The following is a 20398-nucleotide window of genomic DNA, read 5'->3' on the forward strand; positions in this document are numbered from 1 at the left end:
TGGCACAACTTAGGGCAAATCTCCGGCAAGCTGATCTTGTCGGCAGAGCGGGAATCTGCGATATCGCGGGCACGGAATCCGTTCGTTCTTGGGCATCTGCGATGGAACCGCTCTCTTCACCACTTCGCCAACAACTGTTGAAACTCGGATTATGCACTCCGGGCGATCTTCGGCGGTGTCGTGGACGTGTGCGGAAATTGTCACGAGATCTGCCCGCTTTCGATTCGGTCTGGATCGACGCACTCGTCGGACGTGGAAAACTGACGGCGTTCCAAGCTCAATTGCTCGAAGACTACCGGTTCGACGAATTGACCATCGGACCGTGGGTCTTGGTCGATCGATTGGGCATGAGCGAACGTGCCGTCACATACTTGGCACAGGATCGCTCGGCATCACGCCAAGTCGCGTTGAAACGCTCTCGCTGCACGAAAACAGAGAGCGAACGCCTGGCTGCGGAACTTCAGGAACTCACCCAACGGTTTCCACGAGTGCGTCATGATGGAGCGGTGGGGCCGACAGCCGTGCTGAACTTTGGTGATGAACTCATTACCGTCAGCCCGTTTGCCGACGGACCCCACTTGCGAGATTTACTCACACGACGCGGTCGTTTTCCGGCCGAAGTTGTCGAGGCGATTGCGAGGCAGATCGTGCAGTCGCTGGCGGACTTGGAACCCCAGGGGATATTGCACGGCGAATTGCAGTTGGAGAATGTGCGGATCTCATCGGACGGACAGGCCGTTTTGGTCGACGCCGGTTTGACGCCGATTCTTCGCCCCCAACTGACCGTTCCCGAATCGACAACCCCAGACCGCTACGATGGCACCGCTCCCGAACGAATCGGCACCGGTGAACCATGTCGAGCAACTTCGGACATGTACGCACTTGGCTGTTTGCTCTGGCATTTGTTGGCGGGACGGTCGCCATACACGACGGGTGATCCGCTGGCGAAACTTGTGGCTCACACGTCGAAACGTATTCCCGATGTCCGCGATATCGCTACGGAAACACCAGAGCCATTGGCAAAACTAATCCATGCCATGACGGCCCCCGATCCTAATCAACGTCCGGCTTCGTTCCGGCTTCTGCGGGATCGCTGGGGTGTCGCTCGACCGAAACATCGAGCCGTGATCCGTCGATTTCGCGAGAGTTTTCAGGCGGCTCTTGGTCGGCCCGAGAAGACGGATTCTTCCGGTGGACGCTGGAAGACCGTCGCCGCGATGCTGTTCTGCGTTTCCGGTGCTGTAATGACGCTCAGCGACGCCGGCTTGAAACCGTGGCTAGCCAACATTCCTGGTGCATCGACAAAACCCGTTTCCCCAGCGACCAACGAAACGACACCTCAGACACCGCCGCAAACGCCAATCAAGACCGAAGCACAATTGCGGTCGTTACCCACACCAAACGCAAACGGCGTGATTGAACTCGAGGGCGGACAGGTCTATTTGCCGGCCCACGTCAGCACGGTCGGTCCACTCACGATTCGGAGTGTCGGGCCGGAACCAGCCTGCGTGCGGATCGACTCCGAACCTTGGAAACTGACCGCGACGAATGTCACTTTCGAGCACGTTCATTTCGTAACCAATCAGACAACCGCGATCGCCTTGCAGACGGAAAGTATCGGTTTGGATCGCTGTCGATTCGAAAGTCAGAATGCAAATCCGGAAACATCGTTCATCGATTGGTCTCCCGTCGATTCCGCGGGTCGACATCATATCGGAATGCGTGACTCTCATGTCATTGGTGGATCGCTCGTTCGCACGCAGACATTGCCGAGCCGTATTGTGTTGCAGCATTCCCTTGTGATCGGTCCCGCACCGCTGATCCGCGTGGTCAATCCGTCGTCACCGCCACAAACACGGATTCAATTGGAATCGGTGACGGTTCGCGAAGGACAGGCCATCATCGATTGGGCTGCCGACAAGTCGCATCGGTCAGCATTGTTGCAGCTATCAATGACCGACTGTGTGCTCGATTTCCGAGATGATGGCGCAATCGTACGTTGGCAGTCTCCGCAACCGAACGAAGTGGTCAAAACGCTTCGCATCGCCGGTCCGGGAAGTCTGCTGGCGAATGGTGCGATCGTCATGGGGCGGGGCGATGCGAATGCCAACTGGCAAATCGCAGACGATCGCTACCTTGCCGTCGAAGATCTGGCCATCGGCCAGTTCCAGTTCGCAGGACCGCCGTCAGATTCGGCCGAGAATTCCAACATTATCGATTGGCAAGGTCCTCGGCGTTCGACCAACCGACCGGGAGTGGATATCACCCGACTTCCGGTTTCGGCGACGACGAAGTTTACATCTTCCCACTGAACGACCGGCCAAAACAATGTCTGCGATCGGACAGTACTAGGTAAGATCCCTCCCTTAATTTCGTTGTAACTCCGCGAATCGATGCAGAATCAAACTTTTCATGAAGATCACCGGTTTGAGGGTCGATAACGGTGATGAAGGTTTTTGAACGGTGAGAGCACCGGTTGCTAATCAACTTGGTGAAACGAAAATCGCAAAAGGACGCTGCATGCGACCACGACTACGTTTGTTCACAGGAACAATCGATTCCGCTTTGGCACCGGAACCACGCGTGAGTGTGCGACTGGAGGAAATGGCCCGCATCCTCAGCGACGCCGTGGAACACAATCGAGCTTGGCTCGATGACTTTGCCGATGACGAAGTCGAAGTTCCCGCGGATGTCTTCGAGGTGATGACAACCTACTGGCGAATGCGAAACTCCGCCTGATGACACGAGCGTGTCTCTTGAGTACAAATTGCTTTCACGGTTGCCCTGGTCGAATGACACCGGGGTCTTTTTTTGCGCGGAAGATACGAGGTATTCGCATCTATCGTGAACACAAAAGACCGTAGTACGGTCTAGTCGAGTGGTGTCGGCATGTGGAGTTGGATCGGACGCTGTATTCTCGCCGCCGCGACGATTGCCGCCGTCGCGTTGATCGCCTACGGAGCCGATCGTTGGCGAGCGGAATCGACGGCTAAAACGACTGCCGAACAGTTCATGTCTGCGATGCTCTCGGGCGATCGTGAAGGTTTGCAGGCATTGATGTCCGAAGAAATGCGTCGCAACTCCGAAGCGGCTTCCGACGAACAGTGGCAAAAACTCGATCAGCCCGACCCGGAGACGGTCGGCGAAGTCCAGCATGTCCGGCTGGATGGGCAAACGGCGGTCGTACGGTGTATCCTATCTCGAAGACCGTCGCGGGTGGTGTTCACGCTGTCAATGCAGCTCGATGCCGCCAGCGATTGGAAGATCGATGGAATCGAAGTCGTGCGAACGTTCCCGCCGTCTTGACGTGCTCGACGTGGGCGACAGTTGCAAGTGGTGACCGGAATGAACGAACTCCGCAAGGATGCGTTGGCGATCTGGCAAGCCGGTGTGGCAGCCGTCGATTCCGAGCGGTTAGTCGCGAACGTGCTGTCGCTAGATTCCACAGCACTGACGATCGCCGGTCATTCGATTCCGTTGGACAAACTCGGTCGCTGTGTCGTCGTCGGAGCGGGTAAAGCCGGTGCGGGAATGGCGACGGCAGTCCAGACGTTTTTCGAGTCGCACGGTTTACTCGATCGACTCACTGGATGGGTCAATGTACCAGCCGACTGCGTGCGTCCGCTGCCGAACATCCATCTCCATCCCGCCCGACCGGCGGGTGTGAATGAACCCACCGAAGAGGGCGTTATTGGTTCGCGAAAGATTTTGGAACTGGTTTCCGAGCTCGGCCCGAACGACGTGTGTCTTGTGCTGATCTCCGGTGGCGGCAGTGCGTTGTTGCCTTGTCCAATTGAAGGCATCTCCCTCACGGACAAAAAAGCCGTCACGCGGTTCCTGATGCAATCCGGTGCGACCATCGAGGAATTGAATCTTGTCCGCAAGCAACTCTCGCAGATCAAAGGCGGCGGACTGGCGCGAAGTTCCACAGCAGGGTGTACAATTTCGCTGATCATTTCTGACGTCATCGGCGACCCATTAGACATTATCGCCTCCGGCCCGACTGTCGCCGATTCATCCACTCCGACCGGTGCCATCGGTGTACTCGAAAAATTCGACCCACAGCACCAGGCCGTTCCGAAACCCGTTTGGCAGGTTTTGCACCAGTTCGAGCAGGTTTTCCAACCGCAGCCGATTCCCGCGAGCGTCCACAACCACATCATTGGCAACAATCGCGTGGCCATTGAAGCGGCTGCGAAACATGCCCAGGCCCTAGGTTACAAAATTGACGTGCTTGGCACGAATGATGCTGGAGTTGCTCACGAGGTCGGGCGAGAGCTTGCTCGGCGTTGTGATGAGTTCCGGAAGTCCGCGACCGAAAATGAGCCGAAACATTGTTGGCTGAGCGGTGGCGAACCGGTGGTTCATCTCACGCCAACCGATCTCCCCCGCAAAGGTGGACGGAATCAGGAACTCGCGTTGGCGGCACTTCTCGAACTATGGGACATTGGTATGGAACATGTCGTCATCCTCTCGGGAGGAACCGATGGTGAAGACGGCCCCACCGACGCAGCCGGTGCCATCGCTGATGCCCAAACTCGGGAACACGCAATCCGAAGCCAACTCGATCCCCAAGATTTTTTAGCGATTAACAATTCCTACCCATTTTTTGCACAAACAAACAGTTTGATCCAGACGGGACCAACACATACAAATGTTATGGACTTGCGGGTTGCACTCTGGAATCCGGTGAGTCCCCATTTATTCAACGATCCTATCGACTCCTAAGTTCCCAGGAGTCCTCGTTCATAATGGAGCCGATTCGTGTCGCACACGTCTCACTTCTCAACGTTGTCGACAGTAAAATCTCAGCCCCAACCTTCTCCGAAGGTCTGTTTGTTAGCAGTGATCGCAGCGTTCGGGATCGGCTGCGGATTTGTGAGTTGGAGTAATGCCGGCCCGGTGGAACGTGCCCGAGGAGTCCTGTTAGCTCCCGATCTGGAACTCGTCGCTGAATCATCGTTGTCGGTTCTGAAACTACCGGTTCGAAAGGGACAAACAGTCCACGCAGGCCAAACACTTGCGGAAGTCCGTGACGAAACCGCCTGGAAATACCGCAACGAATTGCAGGCGGAACTTCAAGCCGCTGAGGAACAAGTCGCGGAACAAACTCGAAAGTACGATGCGGAACTGAGTCGTCGCATGGCTCAGATCGACGAAGCCATCCGCTCGTTACCTGCAGATTCCGGTGTGGAACTACGCCCATCGACTTTTCTTGGAGCGAAAATCTCCGCGGTCGGGCTGACATCGCAACCCGCACCGAAACGCAAAGACTTGGAACGCGAACGTCTCTCACTTCCTACGCGAATCCGTGAAGAACTCGAACTCGATCAACTCATCGCCAAAAAACAAGAATGCGAGTTCGCATTAGCCGAGTGGGATCGGCTTTCCCAACCGACCCCATGGACCGCTCCCACGGGGGGGATCATCGCGAGTGTCCATGTCGCAGAAAACGCGATTATGCCCGACGGCGCAATGTTCGTGACCATCCAAGACACTGACCATCCCAAAGTGAAGACCGAACTTCACATCGCCAAAGCGAAACGATTGAAAATCGGGCGACGAGTCACCGTTCAGTTTTCCTCCACAACTCAGCGAATTGGTGTTGTCGAAGCGATCGAACCCGGACGCCGATTGGCCGGCGTGTCCGCATTGCGGAACGATCCCGATTACATCACGGTCACGATTGCCCCAGCCGAAGATTGGCCATCCGTCCGGCGAGAAGCGGGCGTAGAAATCCAGTGGTGCGACACTTTCTATCGGTAAGCCGATATCGGACGAGCCGGATTCGGGGTGTCATCGCTCGACGCACGGGACCGCGAGACACGCTATGGGCTGGTGCAGATCCTTGAGGAAGCCGCCGAAGATGTTATTCTGAAGCGGTTCCATTCTGTAAGTCCGACCACCGCGTTCCGCAAAGTGTCGACATGAATATGTACCGTTTCGGTAGGCTGCTGCTTGGTTTTTTGTGCGTCATTACAGGAGTTCCAAACGGGAACGCCGATGACAGTTTGCTCGTTCGGTACGACTTTCGCGATCGCCAGGGAAACACCGTCCACGACCGCAGCGGCATCGGCCAACCGCTGGATCTGACAATTGACTCCCCGAATAACGTCCGTTGGTCCGATGGTCATCTCACCATTACCAAGCCGACCCACATCGTATCGAAACAACCGGCCACAAAAATCATTGATGCAGTAAATCAGTCGAATGCCCTGACCGTCGAAACTTGGATCAAACCGGCAAACACGTTACAGGAAGGTCCCGCGCGGATTGTGTCGATCTCCTCCGATCCTAGCCAGCGAAATTTCACGCTCGGGCAGGAGAAGAACTTATACGACGTGCGGTTACGGTCGTCACGGACCAGTACGAACGGAATCCCCTCAACCAGCACGCCCGCAAAATCCTTGACGCCGGAACTTACGCATGTCGTCTTCACACGCGACGCCCGCGGACAGGCACGAGTCTTCATCAACGGACGCCAAACTGCCAACCGGAATGTAGGCGGCGATTTGCGAAATTGGGATCGTGGTCATCATCTCATCTTGGCGAACGAACGATCCAAAGATCGGCCGTGGTTAGGCGAGTTCCATGCGGTCTCGATTTACAGCCGAGCAATCTCGGCGAATGAAGTTCTGCAGAAATTCCGCGCCGGCAGCCATGCGGAACCAGGAACATCATCCCCGTTGACAATGGCCAAGAAAACGGGCCATTTCGAGAAACATATTGCTCCGTTATTTGCAGAGCATTGCTTGGAATGTCACGACTCGGCGATTCACGAAGGCGGTTTAGACCTTTCGAAGAAAGCCGCCGCGTTCGCGGGTGGCGATCGAGGCAAAGTCATCACCCCCGGCAATGCGAAGGACAGCGAACTTTGGCAACTCGTCGCCAAAGATAAGATGCCACACGATCGGGCACCGCTGTCCGATGACGAGAAAAACCACCTGCGAAAATGGCTCGACGAAGGTGCCGAGTGGACCATCGAAACCATCGATCCGGTCGTGTACAAGAACGAAGGGCACGCGGGGGATGTCTGGATTCAACGCCTGACCTTGCCGGAATACATCGCGACGGTGAAGGCTGCGGTCGATGTCGACATTAGCCGGGAAGCCGAGCAACTCTTGCCGCCTGATCTGCGAGCCGACGGTTTCCGCAACACCGCCTATAATCTGGGAATCGACCTCAAGCACATCGAAGCTTATAGCAAACTCGCCGAGATCATTGTCGACCGGATGGACTTGCTGAAGTTCTCTTCCCAGTTTTCGAAAAGTCGAAAACTCTCCACCGACGATACCATGCGTGACCACGTTGCCAAGATGGGAAAGTGGCTGTTTCGTGGACCACTAAGCAGCGATGAAGTCAACCAGTTCAGCGGCATCGCCACCACCGTCGCGAGCGCGGGCGGAGATTTCGAAGAAGCCATCCGCTACATCGTGCAAGCAATGTTGCAATCACCTCGATTCGTGTACCGCATCGAACACCAACGCGGCGACGGCAACCGGCGACTCCTTGATGGTTACGAACTCGCCTCCCGCATGAGTTACATCGTCTGGGGTGCTCCGCCGGATCGAGAACTACTCGATGCCGCCGACAACGGTCGGTTGAGTTCACGCGAACAAATCGAATCGCAACTTGCACGAATGCTTAAAGATCCCCGCACGATCGAGCGGTCGGAACAATTCGTAATCGAATGGCTTAACCTCGATCGACTGGAAAACCTCCGCCCGCATGAAGACCGGTTCCCCGAGTGGACTTCGCAGTTAGCCGACGATATGCGAGCCGAATCAATCGCCTACTTCCGAGAAATCGCGTGGGAACAGAACCGGCCACTGTCCGATCTGCTAAACGCACAAGTCACGTTCGCCACCCCGGCACTCGCGGAATTCTACAATTTGAAACCGCAAGGAGACGGGCTGCAGCGATACGATTTGTCCCGTGTCCCGCACCGAGGCGGCTTGCTCACGCAGGGGAGTGTGCTCACAATCGGCGGCGATGAAGCATCAATGGTCGCGCGGGGTTTGTTCGTATTGCACGACTTACTGCGAGGCACGATCAACGCCCCTCCGCCGTGCGTCAACACGACTCCACCACCCACCAAATCGGGACTCACGCAACGCCTTATCGCTGAGCAACGCATCGGTGACTCGCGGTGCGGGGTGTGTCATATCCGCTTCGAACCGCTGGCGTTCGGGTTGGAACAATTCGACGGCATCGGAGCTTGGCATGAACGCGACGAGCATGGCAATCCACTCCGCAGCGACGGCACGATTCTCTTCCCCGGCACCGCAAAACCAATCGCCTACAAATCGTCGGCACAACTAATGGATCAACTGGCCAAAAGCGACCGCGTCAAGGAAAGTCTGGCGTGGAAGGTGACGCAGTTCGCTCTTGGTCGTCCATTGATCGCCGCCGACGCGTCATATCTCGCTGAGATTCACCAACAATCGCAAAAGAACGGTGGCACATACGCCAGCCTGATTTCTGCCATCGTGATGAGCGATCTCGTCCAAACCACCCGCACCCAATCGGAAGCCCTCTCCCAGAAGGAATAACCCTTATGTACGATCGACATGTCCATCGGCGAACCATTCTGAAAGGCATGGGGGCAATTACGATTGGCTTGCCATTTTTGGAAGAAATGGGAACGCCCCAGGTCCACGCAGCGGAATCGAACAAAACCGTTCCGGTCCGTGCTTTCAATGTGTTCTTCGGACTTGGCATCCCCGCACCACTGCAGCAGGAAGGTTTCGACGGCGTGCTGGAACCGCTCAAACCGCTGAGCAAAAAGCTACTCATCATGCGTGGCGTCGACCATGTTCGCGCCGACGAGAAAGGCAGCAACGCCCATTACGACGGAGCCGCCGCGGCCTTCACTGCGGAGCCGCCCGATGGTGAAGCGAAAGCCGGTGGCGGATCGATCGATCAAATGATCCGTCACGCCGCCTACCCGAAAGGCTTGCCCGCCGGCATGGTGCCGACACTCGTGGGCGGAACATTCTTTCGCCGCAGTCGCGTCGGGCGGTATGTGCACAGCTACAATCCCGATGGCACCGTCGCCGCGACGATGCAGGAAAAACCACGCGACATCTTTGACCGTGTGTTCGGTAGTCTCGCCCCCACCGATGGCAGTCCCGATGCCCGCCGCGAACGACTGAAACGTAGCGTGCTCGATACCGTTGTCGATCAGTATCGGTTCTACACGGGGGAAAACTCCCCGTTGGGGCACACCTCGCGGACCCGGATCGCCGAACACCTCGAACGCATCCGCGAATACGAACAGCGGGCGTTCGCGATGAACAACAAAGTCGAAGGTGCCCCGCCGATCCCACCAGATTCGAAACTCCCGCACGGCGGAACCGCGGACCCAGGCGGCGAAGGCATCGACATCACGCTTGAGGAACTGACCAGCGAATGGCGACTCATGGCCGACTTGTACGCCCTCGCGATTCAAACCGACCGCACCCGCTTTGGTTCGCTCACATTTTTGGCGGCGGGTGAACGCATTCGACTCACAGGCAACTATGAGTACAACGGACGCAAAGTGTTCGAATTCAACGACAAAGCCCAGCGAAGAAAGAGCGGTTCGGCGGGATGCAGTCACGAATGGTGGCACGAGTTCCGCGAGAACAAAAAGAACGAGGAACTCCGCGCTCACGCTCACATGAAGATGCGGGAAGTGGCGTACTTCCTCTCACGACTCGACGGAAAAGATTCCATCGATGCCAACGGGAAGACGATTCTCGAAAACTCATTAATCACGATTTCCACAGAGTCCGGCGACGGTCGTCACAACGACATCAAACGCGAACTCTCGGGAATCTTCCACGCTTGCACGGGTGCCGGTGGACGCTTCAAAACCGGCCAAATTCTCGATGTGAATGCCGAAGGACTCGATGTCTACAACACGATGCTCTCCGCCATGAACGTCCCGAAACATCTTGGCCCCGAGAAACGCACGCCAGCAAAGATCGACAGCATCCGTGCGTGAACCAGCACACGCTTATTCCACATCCTGATAGAGTTTCGCCAGCTCGATCATGATCGGTTCGAGACGGGCATAGTATTCGTCTTCAGGAAGTTTCGATTTCTGCTGCCGTAACTCGGCGATTTGGCGTTCGAGTTTGTCGCGTCGCTGGCGGACTTGTTCGGACAATCTCGCTTCGTCGCCCCGACGGATGAGGACGAATTGATTCGCCCGCAGACCGTCGGGTTCAGCTCCATCTTTTGCGGTGCGAACTGCTCGGTAGCCGCGGAACCAGTCGGCCGGTGTGCCGAGTCCATCTCCGTTGTCGTCGATCAAGGCGTGCTCGGAAACCAAGCGGGCGTCTTGCTGATAAAATTCGTTTGTGCGGGAAGACGCCGCAAGGAATGCCTCTAGCAGCGAAACCTGTTCGTCTTTGTCGAGGTCGGCTTCAGGGTCGGTAATGGCTTGGGAAAGGTAGTCACCGAACCGGGCATAGTTGTGTTCAAATCCGCTTTTGGTCGCAGTCACAATCACCCGGTTTCGTCCCGAAAGCCGATTCACGAACGGACCGCTGGCCGAGGCGGTGTTGATCACCGCGAGTGGCATCGGCAAGGGTTCCAACCACGTCGCGAGTTCCTCGGCCGTCACATCTGGCCCATGCAAATTGAACTTCGCCCGCGTGCCATCGAAAGTGCCGTGCCCGATCAGCACCAGCCAAACCATCGACGAGTTCGACTCTTCCAATTTTTCCAGTTCCTGCCGCAGGACTTCACGGTCGTCCTGATTCGCAGTCTCTCCGATGCGAACCAACTGAGCATTCGCCGCTTGCGTTGCAGCTTCCCATCGATCTGCCCAGGTGCCAAATGCCGTCTCGTATTCTTCCTGGCCGGGAGCACCGGTCACGAGAACCACCGTCGGCGCGTCCAACGGAGCCGTCGTTGTCGCCAGCGTTAGCAATAGAATCGTCAGCATGAATGATTGCTCGTCAGTTCTTGAAAATCGATCAGCAGCTTACACGCTTGCCAAGAATTGCTCTGGCGAGATACCAGTGACATACGAAACCGAGTTTCATGGCAACCCTTTCCACCGTCGCAGGCCCCATTCCGTGACCAACAACCCGAGAGCACACAGAAACACCGGCCAGGTATGCCACACCGGATCGATGCGGGTTTCCGTGAGCGGTATATTCTTGGTTGGCAGTTCACGAACGAAATCATCCAAGTCATCGGCTGACACAACTTCGCCGCCCGTCTCACTCGCGACGCGTTCCAACCACGCCCGGTTCGGTCGCAACGACTGAAACTCTTGGGCGGCCGGTTCAGAGATCCAACCAGCTTCCCGTTTGCCGACGTCACTCGAATCACTCGCTTTCACCTGCACCGTCGCCCGATACGCCCCTGGTTCGCGGGAGACGAACGTGAGTTGATATTCCCCCGCAAGGGCGGCTACCGGTTCGGCGGTCAGATTGATTTTTTCCCCGCTGGGCGTTTTGACTTCCACATTGACGGTTGCGTTGTCGAGCGGACGATAACGTTCATCGAATGCTTTGATCCGAAGTTCAACGGGTTGACTGGGAGCGGCGGTTTTGCGGCGAGTCGAGACTTCAATTCGCTGAGGCACTTCCGCAACGAGCCAACGCATCATTTGTCGCCAGGCTTTTTGGAGATCGGTGTCTTTGTCGGTTTTACGCGTCAATTGCCAACGCCACATATCACCGACGAGCAACGCCGCTGACCGCCCTTGACCGAACGGTTGCACCACGAGTGCGGGGTGAATCGCACCACTGGCCGACTCAACATGGCTGAGGACACTTGCACCGGGTTTGATGGAGGCAACGCGATTAATTGTGCGGAACGGTGGCATCGCGGCAAGCCGTTCGCGTTCTTCCGATTCCGTTGACCGCATCCGCACCCACGGTTCCAACCAACCTTCGCGAGTCAGCACGAGTTTGTAGTTTTCCTCCGGCGACTCGTTGACACCGCGGTCGGCGTACACCGGCAGCAATTCGCCAATCGGCGTGCGGGCGTACTTGCCTTTGACGAACGACTCCTGCCCGCCAAGCATCAAGAAACCGCCGCCGCGTTGCCTTACGAATTGCTGAATTAACGACTTCTGATCTTGCGTGAAGAAGTCGGCTTCCAAGTCGTCCAGAATCAACGCGTGATAACCGAACAAGCCGTCGGCATCTTTGGGGAAACCGTCACGAAGTTCCTCGGGGTCTTCGATGCCAAGCCGAACCAACACCGGTTCGTCGTATTGCTCGGCGGTTTCGTCGTCTTGATCGAAACCGCGAAACAATGGGTTACTGCCGTTGTCTCGTTCACGGAACGTGAATTTCGGTTCCTTGTTGGCGATGCGAACGAGACCCAGCAATTCGATTTCCGGTTCATCGTCGAGAGCTCGCCGCAGAAACTTGAATTCCCAGTTCGGTCGCCCGGTCACGTACAACACACGATACGGCCCGCCACTGCGATCAACCATCGCCAGTCGCGAGTTGTTGACAAGCGTAGCTTCCTTGCTGTTGGCAGGATCGTCGAACTGCTCGGATTCGCCTTCTTCGAAAACACGCACGGTGTAGAACAAGACGCCGCGGGAGGCGGGTTTGATCTGAAACCGCAATGCGAACGGGTGATCGTCTTTAACATTCCGCACGAGTTGTTCTTGCAGAGTTTCGCCACGCTCGTTGAGCAATTGGGCAGTGATCGATTTCCCTGCGTAACCAGAGCAGACGATTTCGGCGGCGATCGTGACGGGTGCGGTTTCGAAATTCGTTTGGGCAGCTGTCACGCGGGTGATGCTGACGTCCCGCGGCGATTCCGCGTCGCCTTGCACGACCGCATAAACCGGGGGAAGATCTTTGGTGCGGAACGCGTCGGAAAGATCGGTTGCGTTGCCATCACTGAAGAGCAAAATCCCAGCGGTCGGACGTGTCGAATCTCGCTGAGCGACACTTTGCAACGCCGAAGAAAGGGCGGACTCGGTGCCATCGAAGTCGATCTCTGAGAAGTCCGGCACAGATCGCAATCGCTGAGCCACTTCGTAACGTCGCAATTTGAAATCGGCCGCCAGTTGCGTCTGCCAAACCGCTTCGTGATCGAGCTTCAATTTCAACTTGTCAGCCCGAGTGGAACGTTGATCGGGATCGTGAATTTGGAGACTCTGACTGTTGTCAGCCAGGATCACAAAACCATTCGCTCCCGGACGCGGCTTGGTTTCGCTCCGCATCGGTTCGACGAGGATCACCGCGAGCAAACCGATAGCCAGAAGTTTGGCCAATCCGCCAACCAACCGGACCCAACCGGGCACGTGCGTTCGCGTCCACGACCAAAGCATCAGCACCACAAGCACAACGGCCGCAGTGATTGCAAATGGTCGCCAGTCGAGGGCGCCCCAATAATTCGGTAGCTGCAGCGACACGATTTACTCCTGACCTGTTCCCAGCCGTTCGAAGTAGCGTTGCACTTGGTCTGCGTATTGTGTCGGCACGGGATCGCGGTTGAGCGGCACAAGTGCATCTTTCGCGGTGCGGCGAAGCAATTCTTCGGACACGCGGTTTTGCAACTCCGTCAGTGGTTCGGCAATGGTTTCCCGCACGACGTCCCAATTCGGCGGCTGCGAATGACGTTTGAATTCCTTGCGAATCGCTTTTGCTCGATCACGAATGCGAGCGGCTTCGGCTCGCAACTCGGGATCGGAAACGATTTCCTCGACATCTCGCAATCGGTCCGACCAATCGACGAACCCTTCCCCAGTCAGTGGCGCGGGCGGACGGTTTTGACCGGGATTCAAGAACTGACTGAGGCCCCCAATTCCCGCCGGTCCCAAGTTGCGATCATCGCCACCACGCTGTCCCGGTTGCCCCCCGTTGCGCTGTTGTCCGGGCTGCTGACCATTCGGTTGTTGCCCTGGCTGGTTCTGTCCCTGTTGTGATTGCCCGGGTTGTTGTTGACCGGACGGTTGTTGACCCGGCGAAGGTTGGTTGCCAGGCGATTGCGACTCATTGGGTTGTTGCCCGTTCGGTTGTTGCTCACCGTTTTGTGGTTGCCCACCATCTTGCGACTGCTGATCGTTTGGCTGCTGTCCGCCGTTCGCTTGTTGCCCCTCTTGCGGTTGTTGACCGTTCTGCGGACGTTGCCCGTTCGGCATGGGTTGCTCGGAATCTGGCGGGCCACCATTCTCAGAGCGATTCTGTCGTGGCTCACCGTCTTGGTTCTGCGTGTTCTGATTCCCAGGGGCTCCTTGTCCGTTGGGGTCTTGTGGCCTGGATTCAGAATTTTCGGAGTTCTCGTTGTCCGCGTTACCCGGTTGTTGCGAGTTGTTGCCGGGTTGGTTGCGGGACGCTTGTTGATTTGGCGAACCTTCTGGATCGGCTTCGGCAATTTCGCGATCCAATTCTCGAGCGAGTTGACGAAGTTCTTGCTCGGCTCGCTTGAGTGCGTCGGTTTCGTCGCCGAGCACACTTTCGGCGGCTTTCTCGATGCCTTCCCGCAGCTGAGTGATGCCCCGATTAGCAATGCGTTCCTGCTGTCGTGCATCTTCGGCAAAGCCGCGGCTGAAGGAACGCTCGGCGGATTCGAGAGCCGACTCCGGGTTGTCCTGTCGAGTATCACGGATGGTTTCGTAAAGTTCCTCGGCGAGCAACGGTTCGGTGGCTTCAGCTTCTTCGATGGTCTCCCGCATCCGATCGAGCAAGTCTTTGAGATCTTGCCTTTGTTGCTGAAGTTGCTCGGCGATTTGCTCACGCTTCGATTCCCCGCGGAGAGAATTCGATGGCTCGGACGGCTTGTCGCTCTCAGCGAGGTCTTTCGCGAGTTGTTGTTCTTTGCGTTCCAACGCACGGGCTTGTTCCTGCAGTTCGCGGACTTCCTCGTTAAATTGATTCGCAGTGCGACGTTGGAATTCGTCTTGAAGTTCGCGAAGTTCCTGCTCGGCCCGCGTGCCCTCGGCGGCGGCTTGTGAGACCATTCCCTCTTCGAGCGCCTCGGACGATTGCCGAGCGTTCTCGCGGGCTTGCTGCAGTTGTTGTCGCTCTTGATTCATCCGCTCCTGGTTCTCAGGTTCGGACATCCGCTGATCGAGTTCCTCCATATTCCGCAGGATTTGCTGCTGTTCCTCACGGAGCCGTTTGAGTTGTCGTTCGAGTTCCTCCTTCTCCGCTTGCGTTTGGGCCTCGTCCAAGGCGGACTGCAATTCCTTCACGCGGTCATTGAGATCGTTCTGCCGTTGGGCAAGTTCACGCAATCGGTTGAGGACTTGCCGATCTTCCCGTTGTTCCTGTGTCTCCTGTGGAGCGGCGGTCTGTTGAGTTTCGTAGCGGTTTTCATCGTCGTTCAATTCCAACTGTTGGAGTTGCTGTTGGGATCGACTGGATGACGACGAACTCGAACTACTGCTCGACGATTGTTGCTGCTGACTACGGACGACTTCGTGCTCTCGGGCTCGCAACTTGAGCAACGCTTGATACGCCGACTGAGCCGCCGCGAGAGCCGGCTGTAACTTTTCGGGAGCGGCTTCTTCCCTTGCTGCACCGAGTTCGACGATCGTTTCTTGCATGTGTTGCTGGACGGCTTCGACGTACGCTTGCGACTGGGCATCTTGCAAGTTTTCCGCCAGTTCCTTGGCTTGTTCGAGGGCCGAGATCTGCGATTCCAGCACAAGACCGGCATCGTCTGCAAACTTTTCGGTGGGTTCGTCGTGGGTTTCACGTCGCACGATTTTCCACAGTGCATTGATGATTTGCTTCTGCAGTTCCGCCAGTTCCTCAGCTTGCTGGGCGTTGCCGCCGTTTTGTTGCTGCTGTTGCTGCTGTTGTTGTTGAGACGCTGACGGCTGTTGACCTTGGCGGAAGATTTCCTCGAAGTGCCGCACCTCGGCGAAGTACAAATCGCCGGATGTTCGTCGTCGTTCGCCGTCGGGTCCGATGTCCTCCGCCCAGAAGTAGTAGGACACCAACTGATCCGGCTCGGCGTTGAGACTTTCGAACGAGAGTAAATGCTCGATGGCCAACCGTTCCTTCGCCGGTGCATCTTCGGCGAGTACGATTTCCTGCCCCTCAGTGCCTGCCAAATTGAAGTTGAGACCGAAGCGTTTCAAACCGTAGTCGTCCCAGGCATTCGCTGCCAGGTTGAGTTCTTCGATTGGGGAGACTTGCATGTCGCGGGCAGGAAAGGTGAGTTTCAAATCCGGCGGTCGATTTGGCAACGCCTTCAACACGAACTCAGCGGGATCGCGGTTTTCTCGACCGTCACTATCGGTGAGTTTGAGTTTCAAACGACGTGAGCGATCGAGTGTCAGGGTCGTTTGCATCGTTGTCGGTTCATTCGGGTCCGCGACGAGTGCGATTGGTTCCGCGTCATCTTCGACGAGCATCGCCTCACGCACGGGTTTGTTGAGTCGACAGATGAGTGTGACTTCCGTGCCCTCGATGGCGGAAACTCGGCGCACATCTTGCACGACTTTGTCGTCTTGATTCGTGTAACTCGGGAAGTGCAGTTTCGCGTCGGCTTGTTGCAGTTTGGGGTATTCAAAAACGGTGACGTGATAGGCAGCGGATTGCTGCTTCGCGAAGGCAACGCGGTAAGTCAGCGGTTGATCGACGGCGGCGATGCGTCCGCCGAAGACCGGGTCGTCGAGACTCTTCGCGAGGGCGATCTGCTGCGACTTGCCGGTTTCGTCGTCGGCGATGAGTGTGGCGTCGGGCGGGAGCGGACCGGTGAACCGTGCCAACACCAGCAGACTGCTGCCCCGTTCGATCTCGGTGTCGCCCGGCTCCACGCTGAGTTCGTATTCCGGATTCTCGGTCACTTTCACATCGTCGAAAGCCAACCCGCTAGGCGTATACGCGGGCGTCGACTTGTTCCCGAACAGTGTGAACAACAAGGCGGCCAACACGCAGACGCTGAGCCCATTCGCCAAATGGGCGGCCCATACACGGGACCGTGGAATACTGTCCTTCCAGGCGTGAATTTCGGAATGCGTAAGCGCTCGTCGCAACACATCTTGCTGGAGGTAGCCGTATCCGTATTGCCCGTTGGCCGCGTTTGGTTGCTGCTCGATGGCCGTCAGCAAACTGACGTTGAGTTCAGGAAACTTCGATTCAATCCGCCACGCCAAACGCCGGATGCTAATCGACGATCGCCAAACGACCAGACTGTAGATCGCCGCCACTCCGCAAGTTGTCAGGATTAAGCCAAGCACGAAGCGACTCGACACCGGACCAACCGACCAAGCCACACCAGCGACGATGGCCGCGATCATCCAAATCATCGCGAGCCCGGTCGAGAGACGCAGTCGTCGCAGCCGACCGGCGACCGGCTCCAACCGGCGAGAGAGTTGACGGTCGATCATGATTGTTCTCCGGAGGAGTGTTGAAGGCGTCGCGTTCGCCAGGCGGCCAAACCGGTTTCTAAACCGATAAAGACCAATGCGGCTACGATGAACCACTTCCACAGTTTTTGACGGTTTTCCAGCTCGATGTTCTGCAAACGACTGAGCCGTTCCAGTTCTTCCGTTCGCGTCGCTTGCATACCGAGCGAAACCCCGAACTGCTCGAGTTGGTCCAAATCGAGCGGGGCGGTTCGACTTTCCATATGCGGCACATTCACTGCAAATGATTGCGATTGATTCCCGGTGACGAGTTGATAAATCCCCGGTGCCATCGCCGCTTCGATTACCCTGGCGTCGACAGCGATCGAGAATTCTTCGCCGCTTGCAGCTTTCACAACCCGCGTTGCGTTCTCCGAGTTCGGAGGCAGTGTGAGGGTTTGGGTGTCGGTCGAACTGGTTTGCAAGGTGGTCGGCTCAACCGATAACGCGAGCAACGCTTCCAACCAGGGCACAAACTTCGTGGACAAGGCAAACTGACTTTCCTCGGGCTGCCAACCACTGGTGAGAACGAACATTCGTCCTTCGCCAACGGTTTGCTCCCAGAGCATGGGGCGATAGTTATCGAACCGAGCGATCACGTTCGCCGACGATTCCGTTGGCAAATCGACAGGCACCGATCGCCAGAATCGAATCGCTGTGAAATCGTTGTAGCGGGGGTTTGCGAACGGACGAAACAGCGGGTGCGAGAAATCAATTTCGCCAAGCAAGCGGTAATCGTCTTCGGTCACAGGTGGTGTTTCGGCTTCGGTGATGATGTCGCTCGCCAACGGTCCTAACGATGCGATCATCTCGGAATCTTGCAGCACCACTAATGCCGTTCCGCCATCGCGAATGTAACGGTGTAATGCGTCTTGTTCCGCATCGGTGACTTTCGCGGTCACGAGGGCCAAATCGGCACCGTCTTTGGAAATCAGGAGCGGATCGTTTGCACTGACGTTCGTGATGTCCACACGACGCTCTGGCGTCTCTGCCAAGGCCGAGGCAAAGTAATACAACAGTCCTTGCGGATCGCCCTTTTGATCCTGGCCCAGGTACGCGACGTGGACGTGCTGCTGTTTCGGCGGGACGACGAAGTAGGTGTTGTCGAAGTCGGCTTGGTCGCCGGTGAGGACCAGCCGATCTGCATGCGGGGAAGAGTCGCGTGGCACGGACAATACCCGACTTTCCCCCGGCGGCACGTAGAACTTCACAGACGGTGATTCTTTGAGTGAATCTCCGCTCGTCCAGCGGACTTCAAATTGTTCGGTGGTTGAATCCGGAGCATTGTGCACGCGGACTTTAGGCGGGGCGGTTGGTTCGTCGGTTTCCGTGCGGGCGAGCAATTGCAACGACGCGTTAGACGGATCGGGTAGCGTGAGCGGCCTGACATCCACTTGCACTTGCTCCGGCCACTCGAACGCCTGCAATGCCTGTCGGTCGGCTCCTTCTTGGAGATCGCTGATCAACACAATTTGCAGAGCGGCAGGTTGATCATCTTGGCCTTCAATTTCGAGCATTTGCTCTGCGAGATTCACCATCGCGTCACCCAGCCGCGTGGTTCGCCACGTGGGTTCCAACTTCGCAAGTTCCCCACGCACGAGTTCGTGATTGGGTTTCGAGGCGTCTTTGTCGTGCTGGTCAGGAAAACCGACCACGCGTTCGGGAGTCCGGTCGAACGTCCACAAGGCGACGACGTCGGCCGGTTCAAGTTCGTCTAACGTTTTCTCGGCTTCCGCGATCGCCTCCGACCACAATTCGCCCCGCTGCATGCTGGCACTGGTGTCGAGCAAAATCGCGACGTGTCGCCCGCGAACATCATTCGCGGAGAGTTCGACGGCCGCCTGCCAGTACGGTCTTGTGAATGCGAGGGCCAACATCACGATGGCCGCCGTCCGCAGCAGAAGCAACAGCCAATCGTCCAACCGACTGCGACGTGTCAGCCGAGGTGGCGTGGGCTTGAGGAACATCAGCGAACTGAATTCCTGCCGACCTTTGGGCGTGCGGCGGATCAGGTGGAAGACGATCGGAAACGCGACCGCCGCCGTCCCCGCCAGGAAGGACAGGAACAACACGTTCATGTCGTCGGCCCTCCCGCATTCAAGTTTGCCGACCGGGAGCCCGCCGATCGGCTGCGTCGCATCCGCATGTTCAAGAAGTCGAACAGCACGTACTCCAACGGCTGAGCCGTCGAAACGGAAATCAGATCGATGCCGAGCGTGTCACAAATCTGTTGTAACTCGGCCGCGTGTTCGTGGAAGTTCTTCAGGTACGATTCGCGAACGGCGTCGGGGTCGATATAGATTTCCCGGCCGGATTCCAAATCGTGAAACATCACCGGATCACGGAACGAGAAGTCCGTTTCCCGCGGATCGAGCACCCGTAGCAACAGGACTTCATGCCCCCGCGATCGCAAGTACGACAGGCTTTTCTTCAGGGGTTCCACAGGCGTGAGGACATCGGAAATCAGCACGACGAGTCCGCGTTTCGTGACTAGGTCGGCCATTTGTTCGATCGGCGTGATTAGGTCGGTGTTCTTGCCCCCTAAGCTGTTCTCCAAGCCAAGCATCAACCGTCGCATGTGTCCGGTGCGAAAGCGGGCGGGGAGAAACTCGCGGATCGTTTCGTCGAAAGTCATCAGACCGACCGCGTCGCGTTGAAGTGTCATGAAATACGCGAGTGTGGCAGCGGCGGTCTTGGCGTACTCGGCTTTGGTGTTAGGGGTGTCACTACTGCCGAAACCCATCGAACGACTGAGATCGACCAACAACCAACACCGCAGATTCGTTTCGTCTTCGAACCGTTTGATGTAGTAGCGATCGCTGCGGGCGAATAACCGCCAATCGAGATAACGCGGATCGTCACCTGGGGAATATTGCCGATATTCGGAGAACTCCACCGAAAATCCGTGATACGGACTGCGATGCAAACCGGTCAAAAACCCTTCGACAACCGCCTTCGCCCGCAGTTCCAAATTCTTGATCCGCATCAGCGTATCGGGATCCGACCGCATCGCAGATCTTTGCGGATTCGTAGTTGTGGGTTCGGACGTACTGACGTTCATAAATGACG

Annotated in this window: 12 protein-coding genes; 7 read left to right on the forward strand and 5 right to left on the reverse strand. The window is 56.9% G+C overall.

Annotated features, from left to right (window positions below):
• Window positions 1–101 precede the first annotated feature (101 nt).
• The 7 genes from AC5DDB_RS12920 (at window position 102) to AC5DDB_RS12950 (ending at window position 9988) form a co-directional block, all read left to right on the forward strand.
• Window positions 102–2312, forward strand: a complete 2211-nt coding sequence (locus tag AC5DDB_RS12920) for a serine/threonine protein kinase (protein WP_491740141.1) — start codon at window positions 102–104, stop codon at window positions 2310–2312.
• A gap of 208 nt (window positions 2313–2520) precedes the next feature.
• Window positions 2521–2739 carry a hypothetical protein gene (locus AC5DDB_RS12925; RefSeq protein ID WP_491740142.1) on the forward strand — a complete coding sequence of 73 codons (219 nt, stop codon included), beginning with the start codon at window positions 2521–2523 and terminating at the stop codon, window positions 2737–2739.
• A gap of 150 nt (window positions 2740–2889) precedes the next feature.
• Window positions 2890–3306 carry a LolA-related protein gene (locus AC5DDB_RS12930; RefSeq protein WP_491740143.1) on the forward strand — a complete coding sequence of 139 codons (417 nt, stop codon included), beginning with the start codon at window positions 2890–2892 and terminating at the stop codon, window positions 3304–3306.
• Between the two features lie 39 nt (window positions 3307–3345).
• The gene (locus tag AC5DDB_RS12935) at window positions 3346–4728 is read left to right on the forward strand and encodes a glycerate kinase type-2 family protein (protein WP_491740144.1); all 1383 of its coding nucleotides are present in this window, start codon (window positions 3346–3348) and stop codon (window positions 4726–4728) included.
• Window positions 4729–4764: 36 nt separating this feature from the next.
• Window positions 4765–5766: an HlyD family secretion protein gene (locus AC5DDB_RS12940; protein WP_491740145.1), complete on the forward strand. Its 1002-nt coding sequence runs from the start codon at window positions 4765–4767 to the stop codon at window positions 5764–5766.
• A 161-nt stretch (window positions 5767–5927) separates the two neighbouring features.
• Window positions 5928–8552 carry a DUF1592 domain-containing protein gene (locus tag AC5DDB_RS12945; RefSeq protein ID WP_491740146.1) on the forward strand — a complete coding sequence of 875 codons (2625 nt, stop codon included), beginning with the start codon at window positions 5928–5930 and terminating at the stop codon, window positions 8550–8552.
• 5 nt (window positions 8553–8557) lie between these two features.
• The gene (locus AC5DDB_RS12950) at window positions 8558–9988 is read left to right on the forward strand and encodes a DUF1552 domain-containing protein (RefSeq protein WP_491740147.1); all 1431 of its coding nucleotides are present in this window, start codon (window positions 8558–8560) and stop codon (window positions 9986–9988) included.
• Window positions 9989–10000: 12 nt separating this feature from the next.
• Here the strand turns inward: AC5DDB_RS12950 and AC5DDB_RS12955 are convergent, their stop codons facing one another.
• From AC5DDB_RS12955 to AC5DDB_RS12975, 5 genes are all read right to left on the reverse strand, one after another.
• Window positions 10001–10936 carry a hypothetical protein gene (locus AC5DDB_RS12955; protein ID WP_491740148.1) on the reverse strand — a complete coding sequence of 312 codons (936 nt, stop codon included), beginning with the start codon at window positions 10934–10936 and terminating at the stop codon, window positions 10001–10003.
• A 96-nt stretch (window positions 10937–11032) separates the two neighbouring features.
• The gene (locus tag AC5DDB_RS12960) at window positions 11033–13381 is read right to left on the reverse strand and encodes a glutamine amidotransferase (RefSeq protein WP_491740149.1); all 2349 of its coding nucleotides are present in this window, start codon (window positions 13379–13381) and stop codon (window positions 11033–11035) included.
• A gap of 3 nt (window positions 13382–13384) precedes the next feature.
• On the reverse strand, window positions 13385–17311 hold the full coding sequence (locus AC5DDB_RS12965) for a hypothetical protein (protein WP_491740150.1): 3927 nt from the start codon (window positions 17309–17311) through the stop codon (window positions 13385–13387).
• Complete coding sequence (locus tag AC5DDB_RS12970) at window positions 17308–19407, reverse strand: BatA domain-containing protein (RefSeq protein WP_491740151.1); 2100 nt, start codon at window positions 19405–19407, stop codon at window positions 17308–17310. The genes AC5DDB_RS12965 and AC5DDB_RS12970 overlap by 4 nt, the downstream gene beginning before the upstream one ends.
• Window positions 19404–20339, reverse strand: coding sequence for a DUF58 domain-containing protein (locus AC5DDB_RS12975; RefSeq protein WP_491740152.1), 936 nt, complete (start codon window positions 20337–20339; stop codon window positions 19404–19406). Before AC5DDB_RS12975 ends, AC5DDB_RS12970 begins: the two co-directional genes overlap by 4 nt.
• Window positions 20340–20398: the final 59 nt, after the last annotated feature.

This window comes from Thalassoroseus sp., from assembly GCF_984380535.1.